Annotated in this window: 12 protein-coding genes and 1 pseudogene; 6 read left to right on the forward strand and 7 right to left on the reverse strand. The window is 40.2% G+C overall.

Annotated elements, in window-relative coordinates:
- Positions 1–58 precede the first annotated feature (58 nt).
- Complete coding sequence (locus tag IPO27_03685; GenBank protein ID MBK8845698.1) at positions 59–1,552, reverse strand: hypothetical protein; 1,494 nt, start codon at positions 1,550–1,552, stop codon at positions 59–61.
- A 214-nt stretch (positions 1,553–1,766) separates the two neighbouring features.
- On the opposite strand from IPO27_03685, the gene IPO27_03690 reads away from it, so the two are divergent.
- The 4 genes and pseudogenes from IPO27_03690 (at position 1,767) to IPO27_03705 (ending at position 6,947) form a co-directional block, all read left to right on the forward strand.
- Complete coding sequence (locus tag IPO27_03690) at positions 1,767–3,242, forward strand: proline--tRNA ligase (protein ID MBK8845699.1); 1,476 nt, start codon at positions 1,767–1,769, stop codon at positions 3,240–3,242.
- A gap of 288 nt (positions 3,243–3,530) precedes the next feature.
- The gene (locus IPO27_03695; protein ID MBK8845700.1) at positions 3,531–4,709 is read left to right on the forward strand and encodes a hypothetical protein; all 1,179 of its coding nucleotides are present in this window, start codon (positions 3,531–3,533) and stop codon (positions 4,707–4,709) included.
- Between the two features lie 168 nt (positions 4,710–4,877).
- Positions 4,878–5,441 carry an NfeD family protein gene (locus IPO27_03700; protein MBK8845701.1) on the forward strand — a complete coding sequence of 188 codons (564 nt, stop codon included), beginning with the start codon at positions 4,878–4,880 and terminating at the stop codon, positions 5,439–5,441.
- Positions 5,442–5,454: 13 nt separating this feature from the next.
- A pseudogene (locus tag IPO27_03705) lies at positions 5,455–6,947 on the forward strand (flotillin family protein).
- A gap of 108 nt (positions 6,948–7,055) precedes the next feature.
- Here IPO27_03705 and IPO27_03710 read toward each other — a convergent pair.
- From IPO27_03710 to IPO27_03720, 3 genes are all read right to left on the reverse strand, one after another.
- Positions 7,056–9,299, reverse strand: coding sequence for a M4 family metallopeptidase (locus IPO27_03710; GenBank protein ID MBK8845702.1), 2,244 nt, complete (start codon positions 9,297–9,299; stop codon positions 7,056–7,058).
- Between the two features lie 48 nt (positions 9,300–9,347).
- Positions 9,348–10,430, reverse strand: coding sequence for a hypothetical protein (locus tag IPO27_03715; GenBank protein MBK8845703.1), 1,083 nt, complete (start codon positions 10,428–10,430; stop codon positions 9,348–9,350).
- A gap of 255 nt (positions 10,431–10,685) precedes the next feature.
- Positions 10,686–11,471: a hypothetical protein gene (locus IPO27_03720; protein MBK8845704.1), complete on the reverse strand. Its 786-nt coding sequence runs from the start codon at positions 11,469–11,471 to the stop codon at positions 10,686–10,688.
- A gap of 104 nt (positions 11,472–11,575) precedes the next feature.
- On the opposite strand from IPO27_03720, the gene IPO27_03725 reads away from it, so the two are divergent.
- Entirely contained in the window at positions 11,576–12,157 is a 582-nt protein-coding gene (locus IPO27_03725; protein MBK8845705.1) for a thymidine kinase, read from the forward strand.
- 144 nt (positions 12,158–12,301) lie between these two features.
- Positions 12,302–13,867, forward strand: a complete 1,566-nt coding sequence (locus tag IPO27_03730) for a glutamate--tRNA ligase (protein MBK8845706.1) — start codon at positions 12,302–12,304, stop codon at positions 13,865–13,867.
- Between the two features lie 3 nt (positions 13,868–13,870).
- Here IPO27_03730 and IPO27_03735 read toward each other — a convergent pair whose 3' ends face one another.
- Genes IPO27_03735 through cyoE form a run of 3 tightly spaced genes read right to left on the reverse strand, consistent with a single transcriptional unit; the run spans position 13,871 to position 15,371 of the window.
- The gene (locus tag IPO27_03735; GenBank protein MBK8845707.1) at positions 13,871–14,152 is read right to left on the reverse strand and encodes a cytochrome c oxidase subunit 3; all 282 of its coding nucleotides are present in this window, start codon (positions 14,150–14,152) and stop codon (positions 13,871–13,873) included.
- A complete protein-coding gene (locus tag IPO27_03740; GenBank protein MBK8845708.1) occupies positions 14,088–14,459 on the reverse strand; it encodes a hypothetical protein in 372 nt (123 codons plus the stop codon). Before IPO27_03740 ends, IPO27_03735 begins: the two co-directional genes overlap by 65 nt.
- A gap of 12 nt (positions 14,460–14,471) precedes the next feature.
- Positions 14,472–15,371 carry a protoheme IX farnesyltransferase gene (cyoE, locus tag IPO27_03745; protein ID MBK8845709.1) on the reverse strand — a complete coding sequence of 300 codons (900 nt, stop codon included), beginning with the start codon at positions 15,369–15,371 and terminating at the stop codon, positions 14,472–14,474.
- Positions 15,372–15,393 lie beyond the last annotated feature (22 nt).

Genomic DNA, 15,393 nt, shown 5'->3' on the forward strand with positions numbered 1-15,393 from the left:
ATGAAAAAGCGCCTCACCTGATGAGATACCCGATGAAGCGCTTCGTACATTAGACAAATTAGTTGCGATTTCTTTTGCCACCGCTATTCCCAGAGCTTCCGCTGCGCGGAGCAGATTGTTGTGGCCGTGGTGATGGAGCAGGCGAATAGCTGCGAGGTGCACTTGACCGAGGTGTAACCTTTGGTGTGCTGCTTTTGTTTCCCCTAGGCTTCGATTCGTAATTTTGCTTTGGCGTATTATCGCGTGGTGGCACATAGTTATTTTGTGGTTGGTTACCTCTTGGCGTATCATACTTCGGGTTACTACGTGGGTCATTTCCTCTAGGATTTACATCCATATTATTGCGTGGGTCATTTCCTCTAGGATTTACATCCATATTATTACGCGGGTCATTTCCTCTAGGATTTACATCCGTATTATTACGTGGGTCATTTCCACGTGGATTCACATCCGTATTGTTGCGCGGATTGCTGTTGCCTCCAGGAGTTACCGTGCTATTGCCTCGTGGATTACTATTGTCGCGAGGATTAACATTATTAGAAGGACGAGGATCGGTGGTATAGCTATCCACATTACTGCGTGGATTCTTTACATCCGCATTATTACGTGGATTGCCGGTCGAACGTGGGTCGCTACTGTAATCAGTATTGTTGCGGCCATCCATCACATTTTTAACCTGACGTGGTTCTGATTGTTCAGATACATTACGAGGATTGCTTTTTACCTGGTCTTGATATACTGCAGCTATCGGGCGCGGGGTGCTGCTATGTGTGCCATTGTACATAGATCCTGCACTTTGCTCACTTTCACGACCATGCCATCCATAATAGGTATTGTTAACTGTATTGTCAAAGCTATTATAGTAGAAGGGATTAAACCCTCCTCCATAAAGACCATTATAGTATCCATCCCAATATCCATTATAATATCCATTCATGTATCCATTATTAAAGCCATTCCAATAGGGGTTAAAGCCGAAGTAACCAAAGTTATTGCAACCTCCCCAAGCCCAGCGATTCCAACCCCATGGATTATAGCCCCAGCCTAAACCTCCGCCCCAAGGACCACCCCAGGGTGAGTAATACATATAAGATGGTGCCCACCAGTTATATCCTGTATAAATACTTACACCCCAACTTAATGGGTTGTAATCATACCAGTACGCATTGGTATAAAAATTATCATAATAACCCCAGCCCATCGGATTATGAAATCTACGCAAACGTGCTGAGTATGCGTAATCATAGTATTCATCATCCTGATAATAATTGTTTGTTACATACGTGTTACCATCGGCATCCTGTGTAGTGTAAGATGATGAAGGTTGTCTTCCATTGTCATCGTATCCAAAGCGGTTATTATCGCTTTGATTATCTTGTGTGTAGTTGTTTGCCGGAGCAGATTGCGTTTGCTCTTGAACCTGCTGCGAAGCTGATGGTGTGGAGGAAGCATACACATCATCATATGAATTACTCGTGCCTGTTTGTTTGCTGGCACTACACGATACCAACACAAACGTGCTGATAAACGAAGCTAAAATTAGTTGTTTCATAGAACTTTGATTTTTGAATTGATTACTCATAACGTATTACCTGTTTTATTTTGATGCTATAACTAAAAAAACATTTAACCGAATGTTTTGTTACAACCATGTTTTGTTTCTCTCTGTTTATTTCACAATTTTGCTGCCACAATACTTTCGAAAGGTGCAAGTTTAATCTGCATTTCACAAAAGTGTATACTATATTTCATAATAACTTAATTTAATGGCAAAAGATTTTCCAAAACGAAGCGAAAATTATTCGGAATGGTACAACGAGTTAGTTTATAGGGCCGACTTGGCCGAAAATTCTGCCGTACGTGGATGTATGGTAATCAAGCCATATGGCTATGCCATATGGGAAAAAATACAACAGCAGCTGGACAAAATGTTTAAAGATACTGGACATGTTAATGCTTATTTTCCTTTGTTCATTCCCAAATCATTTTTAAGTAAAGAGGCAGCGCATATCGAAGGGTTTGCAAAAGAATGTGCAGTTATCACGCATTACCGCCTTAAGAATAATGAAGAAGGCAATGCTGTAATTGTTGATCCTGATGCCAAACTGGAAGAAGAGTTGATAGTGCGCCCAACGAGCGAAACCATCATATGGAGCACTTATCGAAATTGGATTCAAAGCTATCGTGATTTGCCTTTATTAATTAATCAGTGGGCCAACGTTGTCCGATGGGAGATGCGTACCCGTTTATTTTTGCGCACCACCGAATTTTTGTGGCAAGAGGGACACACCGCACATGCTACCTATGAAGAGGCATTGGAAGAAACAAAAAAAATGTTGGATGTGTATACCACCTTTGCCGAAAAATTCATGGCACTGCCTGTAATGAAGGGAGTTAAAACAGCCAACGAGCGCTTTGCCGGAGCTATTGACACGTATTGCATAGAGGCGTTGATGCAAGATGGTAAGGCCTTGCAGGCTGGTACTTCCCATTTTTTAGGACAGAACTTTGCTAAAGCTTTTGATGTAAAATATACGACCAAAGAAGGTGTGCAGGAATATGTATGGGCTACTTCGTGGGGAGTAACCACACGACTTATAGGTGCATTAATTATGGCACATAGCGATGATGATGGATTGGTGTTGCCACCTAATCTGGCTCCAATACAAGTAGTGTTTATTCCTATTTATAAAAGTTTGGAACAGTTGGAGCAAATTGACAATTACGCAAAACCAATTATCGAAAAACTCAGGCAGCGCAACATTAGCGTAAAGTACGATAATCGTGATACGCAAAAGCCAGGATGGAAATTTGCTGAGTACGAATTTAAAGGTGTGCCTGTGCGCATTGCTATTGGCCCACGCGATATGGAGAACAATCAAGTAGAGGTTGCACGCAGAGACACCAAAGAAAAAGCAACCTACAGCACTATTGATTTGGATGTAAAAATTGAAAATCTATTAGTGCAAATTCAAGACAATATTTTTGAAAAGGCAATTAACTTCAGACAGGAGAACACCTATCATGCCGATACAATGGAAGAACTTGAAAAACTGCTGGACGGAAAAGGTGGGTTTATTTATGCGCATTGGGATGGAACTTCAGAAACGGAAATTGCGATTAAGGAAAAAACAAAGGCCACTATAAGATGTATTCCTCTCGATAATAAAAAGGAAGCCGGAAAATGTATTTTGACAGGCAAACCATCAGAACAAAGAGTTGTGTTTTCAAGGGCTTATTAGGATACTGTTAAAGATTTATCTGATTGTTTTTGTTTGACAATTTCTCCTCTTATTTTAGAAATGCATCTTACAAAGCTGGCGTAATTGTCAAATTGCAATTGCACTTCCTATAGTTCGCTTCTATGGCACGCAAAACATGCTTTAATAATTTAAAAAATCGCGCCTAATAAAATATAAAGTTTCAAAGGTTACTGAAAAGGAGTTATAGGTGACCAAGTTCCAACACTCGATTTAACTATCTCAAAAAAAAATGCACTATCTAATTTTTGCCATAAGCAAGTAAGGTCAATGATTCCTAACGATTTAACTTCGCGCCTAATATCTACTGCCGAACCAAACCGAGCGCTGCTTAAACGAGCAAGTCAGGTTGAGCCTGAGTCGGCTTATTACCTTGCTATGGCAAGCCATGCCCAGTTCGAAATTTATAAAAGCAACTTATCATACTATCGTTGGAAAACGATAGAACAACTTGATAAAGTAATAATCGCGTTTGAATCAAACGCTAAAAAATATGGCGTGCAAGTGAGTTATGCCAGCACTGTTGTGGAGGGGCAACAAGTTATTAAATCCAAAGTTGGAGTTAATGAACGGGTCTATATCAGCAATGATGAATTATGTCAGGAATTGCAACTTCAATCATTTGCTACCACCGAAAAAATAAATGTTACCCGCACGGGTGATGGCGCTAATCTTACCATTGTTGCCGCAGCAAAATACCTGATTGCAGAGCCTGCAGCATTGGTTATTCAAATAGATTCGCTTGCCAAAAACAAGGCATTTTCAAGATGTACTAAATTGATACTAGTGGCAGGCATTAACGATTTTATTACTAATTATAATCAATATGATTTTTTCTTTCACTTCGATAGGCAGGCAACTCTAAATGGTAAAAGTTCATCCCAGTTAAAAATTATTCATCTAAATGGCGAACCTGTTTTTCCAATAGAAGTAGTACTAGTTGATAATGGACGGAGTAGTTTGCTGGAGCATCCTCTTACCAGACAGATAGCGCGCTGCACGCATTGCGGATGGTGCCACAGCCTGAGCCCGGTTTATAAAAGACTGGGCGATACAAAAAACATTAATAAAACGTATACAGCTATTGAAGCATTAAGTCAACTATATACCTTAGGTATTGACACCAATACAAAACTTGCACGCTTGCATACGCAATGTTACACCGAGGCAATAGTGTGCCCGGTTGGGATTGATATAAAAGCCCTATTTCAGCTTGCCGCAGAGCGCTGCGCAGAAAAGGGCATTGGTGATACGCATAAAAAATGGTTCCAATTTATTTGGAAGAAGGCAACCCTCAAACGCGAAGCTTTTGGCTTGCTCAAAAATCATTCGCGCAAAATAATAATGCAAACGGTATTTAATTTTATGTGGAGTAAAAAGGAAGACACTCCGCAGCATGCGCCCCAAACCTTTAACGACTATTGGAAAAAAAATAACAACCTGAAATAAAAAAATTATTACGTCTAAAATATTTTCGAGAGGTAGTCGATTATATACAATTATGTAAGTTCAACAATAGATTTGCAAGGCAATTTTAAAGTAGCATATTTGCAACAGGATATTATAAGTTACTTTACATACTCACCTCATTCAATAAACTTAAATTAACTACCTGCTATGGAATTTTTATCGCAAATGGAATTATTAGAGCGCGCCTTTTGGTACGTTGCCATACCTGCCAGCATCATTTTTATTTTGCAAAGTGTGATGACATTTTTAGGAACAGATTCACATGATGGTACGCAAGCAGATTTTAGTGGCAACCTGGATGGTAATGATGCACCTTTCCAATTATTCTCGTTTCGTAACCTGATTAATTTTTTGCTAGGCTTTAGCTGGTCGGGCATTTCATTTTATTCAATAATTTCGAACAAGCTATTGCTTGTTGTTGTTTGCCTTATGGTGGGTGCATCATTCGTTTATTTATTTTTTTTCATCATAAAAAATTTAATGCGCCTTTCCGAAGACAATTCACTTAAACTAACTAGTGCACTTAATCAAACTGCTGAAGTGTACCTTAAAATACCTGCAAGCAAAAATGGAAAAGGCAAAATAATGGTAAGCATTAATGGATCCTTTCACGAACTTGATGCCATGACCAATGGTGAGGCTATACCAACTGGCGCCATCGTAAAAGTTGTAAGTATAGACAACAACATCCTGATTGTAAATAAATTTTAATACCTAAATAAAAATGGCATTCATAGCAATTATTGTAGTTGCTGCTATAGTTATATTTGTAACTATATCAGCCCTGGTATCGCGTTATAAGCGATGCCCTCTGACAAAATCCTTGTAATATATGGCCGCACCGGAGGCACATCGGCACGCTGTGTGCATGGTGGAGGCGCGTTTATATGGCCGGTAATACAAGACTTTGCTTACCTCGACCTTAAGCCATTAAGCATTGAGGCAAACCTTACTAATGCGTTGAGCCGACAAAACATACGGGTGGATGTGCCTTGTCGTTTTACGATTGCAATTAGCACCGAAGCTGATAGCATGAATACTGCTGCTGAGCGTTTGCTTGGACTAACACACGAGCAAATTCAGGAACTTGCCAAAGACATTTTGTTTGGTCAGTTACGACTTGTTATAGCAACAATGACCATTGAAGAAATAAATTCGGATCGCGATAAGTTTCTTGATAACATATCGAAAAATGTTGACACCGAATTAAAAAAAATTGGATTAAAACTCATTAACGTAAACGTTACGGATATTAAAGATGAGTCGGGTTATATTGAAGCATTAGGAAAAGAAGCTGCAGCCAAAGCAATTAACGAAGCAAAGATTAGCGTTGCCGAGCAGGAGAAAATAGGAGAGACAGGAAAGGCACTTGCCGATCGCGAAAAAGATACACAGATAGCAGAAACACATCGCGATCGCGATGTGAAAATTGCCATCACACAAAAAGACAGAGAAATAAGCATTGCTACAGCAGCAAAGGATGAAACCATAGGTAAAGCAGAAGCAGAACGTGAAACGCGCGTAAAGACTTCGGAAGCAAATGCGGTAGCCATCAAAGGAGAAAATGAAGCTAAGATTGCAATTGCACAATCGGATGCGGCACGCAGAGAAAAAGAAGCCGAGGCATTGCGTATAGCTTTGGCCTCCGAAAAGGTGCAGCAAGCCAGAGCATTGGAAGAGGCTTACTTAGCAGAGCAAAAAGCAGAAACTGCACGTGCCGAAAGAGAGCGTTCAACTCAAAATGCAAACATTGTTGTGCAAGCTGAAATAGCAAAGCTAAAGGCAGTGATTGATGCACAGGCCGAAGCAGAAAAAACAAGAGTGCAGGCCAAAGGAGAGGCGGATGCCATATTTGCAAAGATGGAAGCAGAAGCAAAAGGGTTGTACGAAATTCTTACCAAGCAAGCACAAGGATATAGAGATGTGGTAGCAGCAGCAGGTGGCGATCCTAACAAGGCTTTTCAATTATTATTGATTGAGAAATTGCCTGAATTAGTGCGTACGCAAGTGGAAGCAGTAAAAAATATTAAGATTGATAAAATTACTGTTTGGGACTCGGCCAATGGTAATGGAGAGCAAGGAACAACCACAGCAAATTTTGTTTCAGGTATGATGAAAACAGTGCCACCGTTAAATGATCTTTTTAATATGGCAGGATTAAATTTGCCATCGTACCTGAAAGGAAATGCCGAGCAGGGAGATAAAAAGGCGGAGTAACTAAAGGTGATATTTAATAACCAAGCGGCCGGAAATTTCCGGCCGCTTTAGTTTTTAGGAATTATAAAGATGTTTAAACAGTATTCTTAAACATGGCTTAACTAATGTTTACAGTTTGGTTATTTTCTGAACCATCGATTGGCCATTAGTTTTTACATCCAACATATACACCCCCTGTGACAAGTGACCAATATTAAAGTGCAATTGATGATTGCCTGTTTGAGTTTGTTGCTCATGTTGCAGCACTTCTAATGTATTGCCTAATATATTATACAATGTAATTTCTACAAGAGCATCATCTGTTAGGTCTAATGTAAGTGTAAATTCATTCGTGATTGGATTAGGGGCGATAGTGTACAGTGCTTTTTCTGATTGGATGCGAGTGTCAGTATTGTTTTCAGATATTGGCACTAGTCCTTTTTCAGCATCGCTGCCTGCGTCAGTATTTGCAGCCTTCCACATAGTAGAAGAGCATGGCTCCAGGTAAGCAACAAAATTGCTTCCTGCTTGAGCTATAAATCCCGGCTTCAGGTAAACATTATCGCGAGCGGTAAAGTACACTGTACTGGCACTGGGTGTAATAGTTGTTGCACATCCATCAGCGGCACGTAATATAGAAATGGCTTGTATGAATGTGCCCGATGCAGGATAGATACCACATACATTCTTGTTAAACTGCCACGATTGAGACTCTACGCCTACAGCTTGCCAGGCATTGCCTACCTGTATAATTTCGTTGCTGCATTGGCCATACAAATCCCATGCAGCATGCAGTGAAGCTGCACGTGCATCTATATATTGCGATGAACTTGTAAGATAAAAAGCCAAGGCACGATACATAATCTGACGAGCTTTGAAGCGCGATATTCCGCTTACATTGTAAGCAACTCCAAAATCTGTAGTACCGCTTCCACCTTCTGAAAGTAAATGGAAAAATCTGTTTTGTACTCCACTATTATAATGAACACCACCATTATCACCAGTGCCGGTGTACCATAGCGTGCCCAAATAAGTATCAGGCTGGCTATAACTATTAGGATTGGTAAAGCTACGGATTGCGCCACGGTCGGCACCTACCAGATAATCGCAATTGCCTTCGCTCCAGCTTTCAACCATTTCTCCAAAAATATCGGAGAAGGATTCATTTAACGCACCCGACTCATAACTGTAAACCAACCCGGCTGTTGCTTGTGTAACGCCATGTGCAAACTCATGACCCATGATGTCATTGGTGTTCCAATCATCGGTAGCTGCAGCAGTGCTACCGGCATAATAGATGGTTGAGTTTCCGGTACAACCCCAACATGCATTATTGCTTCCTGCATAGGCATTGTTATAAGCAATCATGTTTCCGTAGTTTCCATCCCAACTGTTGCGGCCATGTTCTCCGGTGAAATAATTGTTAACCATGGCAATACCCCATTGTGCCTGCACAGCACTAGCATTGGTCCAGGTATTATCGCCATCTAAATATAAGTTGTTGGCAGCTCCACCGCCATTGCAGTTGTACACATATAAATCTGTTGTTTGGCAATCATTGTGCGAGTAATAGCCTATGGGAAAACTATATCTGGTGTTTACAGTAACACTGCCATTAAAGGCACTAGCACCACTTCCGGCACTGCACTCCATCGCTATTGCATTGCTGTGTATGATTGCTCCGGTATTGGCATCTACACAAACCAACTTTGCTATTACATCATGATCATCGGTATAAATTTTAAAAGTCCAGGCAAGGCGATAATCAGATGCTAAGAAGCTTCCATTATTTGCAGCTGGCACAAGTGCCAGTTCTCCTTTAGGATAGTAGGTAGCACGCTCATCATTTTTTTCAACCTTCAAGGCACTTTCAATTTCTGTGTTTTCCCACAAATATTTTTTGGCATTCATAAACTGCAGCGATAGTTGCAATGCTTCTGTTTCGTTTAATGATGCGGTGGTATTTGTGTTAAGACCTGTTAGAAGTCTTCCATTGGCTGTTTGTACTTCACCTTGTGGATTGCTGTGAATTATATATTCACCATACATTACTTTTACATTTTTGTAAAATTGCTGATATCGGTTGTGTGTGAAACCTAACTCATCGGTTTCTGTTTTTACCAATTTCATTTTATCATTTGCACCAAGGTTAAAAGCTGCAGCATGTTGAACAAATAATGTTAAGGCATTCAAGCTAACATCATCGCGAAAATCTACCCAGTTTTCAGTATGTCCTGGTTTTGCTATGGCATCTATTGCAGTGGTATGTATTCGATTGGTTTGAGCCTGCACAAAGCCCGTAGCCATTATGGCTATTATTATTATACAATGTGGGCTTAATTTTAATTTGATTAATTCTAATAAACGTTTCATCTCTTCTTGTTTTTTAATTGGTTTAATTATAGTGACCTTATGAAAAGATTATTTTTTGATAGAAGTAACCTGTGCCTTAAGCTCGTCAATTTGTTTTTGTAATTGAATAATGTATAGGTGCGCTTCTTCTAATTTCTCAACCATTTTGGTTTGCATATCGCCAAGGTGTAACCCGTTTTCTTCTACTTCACAAGCAGATGGTATGCCCGGTAAATGTTTGTTGGTTTGAATGCTTTTTTCAAGTTCGCTTATTGACATGAGTTTATAGTCGTCAGCAAAAACATAATCGGGCCAGTTTGCTTTTAAAGCTACCCTAACTTCTTCTGCTATCAACTTACCACCAATGCTGGCTACATAGCCATTTGCTCCAGTGGTAGTATTCACCATTAATTGTGCAGTGTACGTATTTCCGGAAAAATATCCGGCCCATGCCACACCGCCTGAATTTGATGCAGCTCCATATACACCATAGCGTGTCCCCGCTGTCCCTGAAGCATATCCATAAACACCAAATGCACCACCGGTGTACGTACTACCTGAAGCAGATCCATAAACGCCCATGTATCCCCCAGAGCCTTCAACACCAATTCCATATCCAGGGTTACACACACTATTCCCGGAAACACCGCGTATATCGCTGTTGCCAACATAGTTTGAGTGTGAATAAAGTGTATAATAGGTTGGCGAGATAACTTTGCCTTCTACATGTAAGGTGTAAGCAGGTGTTGTTGCATTACCTATGCCTACATAATCATTACTAGTTACTACCATTGGAAGTGTTCCGGTGGTAAAATTTTTAAGCGAGTAATTTTCATTTGCAAACATGCCGGTTTGCCATTTGGCAATACCTGCGGTGCGGTATCCTAAGATGGTGTTTGAGCTTGCTGCAGATTTGTCAAGATACAAAGTTGCTCCCCCACTCAAAGAGCGTACACCTAATATAGATGTGCCTGATTTTTTTTCAACGTACAGAGAAGCGTTGCCGCTGCCTGCGGTGCCAATTGATACTGTGCGGGTAGTATCGGTAGGGCGTATTACGGTTCCTGTAGTGGTCCATTGCGCATAAACTGCGTTGGTAAACATGAATGCCGATGCTATGGTAAGCATCATTGTGAAAGTTTTCTTTCTCATTTTTTTAAATTTTTTTTTGTTAGTATTGTTTGAATTAAAACGACTCTTATAAATGTGTCATTTATTAATTGCCCTTAGATGATTGCAGTGTGGTAATTAAATGACGATGCAAATGAATAGCAAGATTGCACCTTTAAAAAGATGATTACTACCTGAATGTAAAAACAAGGGTTTACCCTTGTCAGCAAGGGATGTGTGCCTTACTGAAAAATAAGAAAACTAATTAACGATGATAATATACGTTGGAGGTGTCTATCAGGCAAACCTGCGCTGTATCAATTCGAACATGCGCAAATAGGCAGCATGACTGCTGTCCCAGTTGTATTTTATTTGCAACGATTCTAAAATATGGTTAGCCTGCATTTTGTCGGCTGCCGAGTTTAATTTATCAATGGTGTCGGTGTATGCTTGCATACTGCCTTCGAATAATTCGTTTATAAAAAGGAATTTTTCATTTATCCCAATAGCTTTTTTCAAGTCTTCGAGAGGCGACACATTCATGGCTTGTGCCACACTTGCTTGTGTTTGGCTGCGGGCAAGATTATCGGCTACCGAGGCATTATTATCAAACAAGCCTGCTACTACTTCCGGAGATTCGAACAAACTGGCTGCCGATTTTTTCTTCGGCAATTTATCTTTGCTTTCTACTGTTGATTGCAATTGTACATTGCGCGAAGCAATGGTGTGTGCCGGTATTGGATTTTCAATTGGTTCCATTGTCGGTGTTACAGGCACTGCTTCTGTAGCAGTGGATTTGGTTTCATATATTTTTTCTTCTGTTTGAGCGCCATAAATGATGCACGACTCAGGCACAGTGTACGTTTGTGAATTAGAAGGCGTTGAAGGCAATGTTTCTTTTTCTGCCTTTTCGGTCTTTTCGTTTAAAAGTTGCAATGCTTGTGAATATGCCTCGCGCAGGTAATTGAGCAATACATCTCGGTCTAACTCATAAATCTCATTTTCTTTTGCAATAAAATCTAATTGAAAGGAAATTTTTTCAATGGTGTCTTTCAGGCTGTTCAGGTTATGCGAAGCGCTCATTTATTATTTCTTTTTAACAGGTGTTTTGATAAGTTTATTTGACATTCAAAAGTATTAAGTATTTTTTTGCTTTTAATAAGGAAATCTTAAGAGTTGCCAACATTATGTTTTTAGAACAAACCAAACATTATCAACCCCGCAAAGGATGGATAGAAGTGATTTGCGGATCAATGTTTTCGGGTAAGACCGAAGAACTTATACGCAGATTGAAGCGTGCACAAATAGCTCGTCAACGAATCGAAATTTTTAAACCTCAAATTGACAAACGGTATAACGAAACAAAAATTGTTTCGCACGATGCGCAAGCTATACACTCCACCCCTGTAGGTAGCGCTGTCGAAATATTAAAGTTTGCCACCGAAATGGATGTAATTGGAATTGACGAAGCACAGTTTTTTGATGCAGCATTACCTGATGTATGTGCACAAATTGCCAATCAGGGTACGCGTGTAATTCTTGCCGGGCTCGATATGGATTTTACCGGCAAGCCATTTGGCTCTATGCCCGTATTGTTAGCCCAGGCCGAATACATTACCAAAGTACACGCTATTTGCATGTATTGTGGCGAGTTGGCGCAATTCTCGCACCGCACCGTGCTCAATGAAGAGCAAATTCTTTTAGGCGAAAAAGACAGTTACATGCCGCTATGCCGGGCATGCTTTACTAGCGAAACCGGAAAAAAGTAGTTCTCCTTTTTAATTCATTTTTTGTTAAAATATTTTGATGGCCTCTTGGTACGACATGGAGTTTTTTTGGTTTCATCTTTGGTTACAACTAACTGCCATTTCAATTCAACTATATTTGCGAACTTAATTTTTTAAAAGAAAAAAATGTCGAAACGTTTTCGTGTGCGCTTTGCACCCAGCCCAACCGGACCATTGCATATGGGAGGTGTGCGTACTGCTTTATTCAATTATTTATTGGCTAAGCAAAATGATGGTGATTTTATTTTACGTATTGAAGATACCGATCAGGGACGCACCATAGAAGGGGCCGAAGCTTATATTATACAAGCATTGCAATGGTGTGGCATTACACCTACCGAAGGCGTAGGTTTTGGCGAAGGCCCGCATGCGCCCTACCGGCAAAGCGATCGCAAGCACCTTTATCTACCCTATGCTGAGCAACTTATAAAGAGTGGTTTTGCCTACTACGCATTCGATTCAAATGAGCAATTAGAAGCTATGCGCAAACAAGCAGAAGGTAACAACAGTATGTTTGCTTACAATGCAGTTACTCGAAAAGCATTATGCAATTCGCTCACATTGAGCGAGGCCGAGGTAGCTGATAAGCTCAGTAAGAACGAAGCCTATGTTATTCGTTTTAAGTTGCCCGAAAACGAAGATGTACATCTACATGATACCATTCGCGGACATGTAACGGTAAATACATCGCAAATGGATGATAAGGTCTTGTACAAAAGTGATGGTATGCCAACCTATCATCTAGCCAATGTAGTAGATGATTATCTAATGCAAATAACTCATGTGATACGTGGCGAAGAGTGGTTGCCTAGTGCACCCTTGCACGTATTATTATATAGAAGTTTGGGCTGGGAGCAGAGTATGCCGCAGTTTGCCCACTTACCACTTTTATTAAAACCCGATGGCAAAGGCAAACTTAGTAAACGTGATGGCGACCGACTAGGCTTTCCGGTTTTTCCATTAACATGGACGGACCTTGCTAGTAACGAACTAAGTATTGGTTACCGTGAGCGATTTTACTACCCCGAAGCTTTTACCAATATTCTTGCTTTGTTAGGATGGCATCCCGAAAGTGAGCAGGAAATTTTTTCGATGGATGATTTGATAAAACAGTTTACACTTCAACGAGTAAATAAATCCGGTGCGCGATTCGATCCTGAAAAAGCAAAGTGGTTCAATCAGCAATACCTGCATAAGCAAACCAATGCAGCGCTTGCGGCACAACTTGTACAAGTAATTCAAGGTGCTCAAGCCGGAGAAAAGCATACTACATTATTAAGCAATTCTCATTTTATGGAAAAGATATGTGCATTGATGCGGGATAAGGTGCAATTTGTAAACGAGATATGGGAGCAGGGCCAATACTTTTTTGAGCGCCCGGTTTCGTTTCCTGAAAATATTTTACAAAAAAAATGGAATGATGATGCAGCCAGGATAATGGCACATTATGCAAACCTATGCCAAACGCAACCTTTTATTTCGCGCGAGGATTTTGAATCAGGATTTAAAAATTCGGCAACAGAGCTTGGGCTAAATGCAGGTAATTTTATGCAGCTATTGCGTATATGTATAACAGGAATGGCAGGAGGTGCCGACTTGTTTGAAACTTGTGCGTTATTAGGTAAAGTGGAAATAGCCGAACGAATTATTCTGGCAATAAATGTTATTAAGGAATTACGAAAGGGTGCTTAGCGCTTAACGTAAAACGGTAAGAAAAACAAAGAGAATCACCCACAACAAATCAAGGAAGTGCCAGTAGGTTGCGCATTGACGAATGCCTAAATAGGATTGTTGGTTGTACTTATTTGCAATAGAGCGATAACATACAAACAAAAGAAAAATTACTCCTCCTATAAGGTGGGCTAAGTGCAACCCTGTTAGCGCATAGACAAACGACCCACTAACGTTATCCTTAGATGCGAAAAAAATACTTTGTGAGGTTAGCGCTTTCCATCCTAAGAATTGAAAAAAACACAAAAAAGAAACTTAGGCCGAGAGTTGCAATGAGCATAATTCTGCTTAGTTCCTTTTGATTTCGTTTGATAGCAAACAAAGCCCATTGCACAGTAATTGATCCTAATACAATGACGATAGTGCTGATGGTAAACTGAAAAGGCAAGGCAAAGCTATCCCAGTTGCCTTCGGCTCGTCTTACAATATATCCACTAAGCAAGCCGCCAAAAAGCATGATCATGCTGCCTATGCCAAGCCATAATAAGATGCTTGGTGTTGGAATTCCTGTCGTGGTTTCTTTTTCGTTACTAATTACGTTTGTATTGGTCATGTTAATATTTTTTTACTTAATAAAGAACCGGTCAATGACCAGTGCAAGTAAGATTATTGGTAAATAAACAAATGAGGCAAACATAAGTTTGCGGGCACTTTCAATACTGCAATGCCTGTACAGGTTTATAGATAAATAAAGTAGCCAGCCACCGGCAAGAGTGAGTGCTGAAAATCCAAACCATCCGGTAAGATTGTACCCAAACATGAGCACTCCTATAGGTAACAGCGCTGCGGTATAGATAATAGTGAAATAGGCACTATGCTTATCGCGCTGTGTTGATGGAAGCATTACAAAGCCCGCTTTTTTATAGTCATCATCGAGCACCCATGCGATGGTCCAAAAATGCGGAAATTGCCAAAAGAACTGAATAGCAAATACAATTAAAGCTTCAAATGAGAGTACCCCTGAAGCTGCCGTATAGCCAAGCAAAGCAGGCAATGCACCGGGTATAGCTCCTACAAATACAGAAAGCGGAGTAATTCTTTTTAATGGAGTGTATAAAAGCACATACAATAATAGCGATATAAGAGATAAAGCGGCTGTAAGTAAATTAGCTGTAACGTACAACATAAGCACACCAATTATGCCAGTAACAAATGCAACCATAAGTGCTTCGTTTACAGTAATTTTATTTGAAGGTAGAGGTCGGTTAGCGGTACGGTTCATCATCTTATCGAGATGGCGTTCGCAAATTTGATTAAATGAATTGGATGAGGCAACTACCAGTATTCCACCAAGAATGGTTCCTCCAAAAGCCAACCAGTTGAATGGTCTTATGTTGGCAAGAATAAAAGTAATTGCTGTTGAGAATATAACCAGGCTTGTAAGCCTAAGTTTCATCAAAGCAATGTATTCGCGCACTTTGCGGGTTTTGGTGGTACTTACAACGGTTGCCTGAGATAGCTGCATTAACTTTGGAATTCCTTCAATT

This window comes from Bacteroidota bacterium, assembly GCA_016714535.1.
Taxonomy (GTDB): Bacteria; Bacteroidota; Bacteroidia; order AKYH767-A; family OLB10; genus JADKFV01.

Excerpts from the sequence above, each read along its gene's own strand:
- IPO27_03685 (MBK8845698.1), bottom strand. The coding sequence starts at position 1,552 with ATGAAACAACTAATTTTAGCTTCGTTTATCAGCACGTTTGTGTTGGTA.
- IPO27_03690 (MBK8845699.1), top strand. The coding sequence starts at position 1,767 with ATGGCAAAAGATTTTCCAAAACGAAGCGAAAATTATTCGGAATGGTAC.
- IPO27_03695 (MBK8845700.1), top strand. The coding sequence starts at position 3,531 with ATGATTCCTAACGATTTAACTTCGCGCCTAATATCTACTGCCGAACCA.
- IPO27_03700 (MBK8845701.1), top strand. The coding sequence starts at position 4,878 with ATGGAATTTTTATCGCAAATGGAATTATTAGAGCGCGCCTTTTGGTAC.
- IPO27_03710 (MBK8845702.1), bottom strand. The coding sequence starts at position 9,299 with ATGAAACGTTTATTAGAATTAATCAAATTAAAATTAAGCCCACATTGT.
- IPO27_03715 (MBK8845703.1), bottom strand. The coding sequence starts at position 10,430 with ATGAGAAAGAAAACTTTCACAATGATGCTTACCATAGCATCGGCATTC.
- IPO27_03720 (MBK8845704.1), bottom strand. The coding sequence starts at position 11,471 with ATGAGCGCTTCGCATAACCTGAACAGCCTGAAAGACACCATTGAAAAA.
- IPO27_03725 (MBK8845705.1), top strand. The coding sequence starts at position 11,576 with ATGTTTTTAGAACAAACCAAACATTATCAACCCCGCAAAGGATGGATA.
- IPO27_03730 (MBK8845706.1), top strand. The coding sequence starts at position 12,302 with ATGTCGAAACGTTTTCGTGTGCGCTTTGCACCCAGCCCAACCGGACCA.
- IPO27_03740 (MBK8845708.1), bottom strand. The coding sequence starts at position 14,459 with ATGACCAATACAAACGTAATTAGTAACGAAAAAGAAACCACGACAGGA.
- cyoE (MBK8845709.1), bottom strand. The coding sequence starts at position 15,371 with ATGCAGCTATCTCAGGCAACCGTTGTAAGTACCACCAAAACCCGCAAA.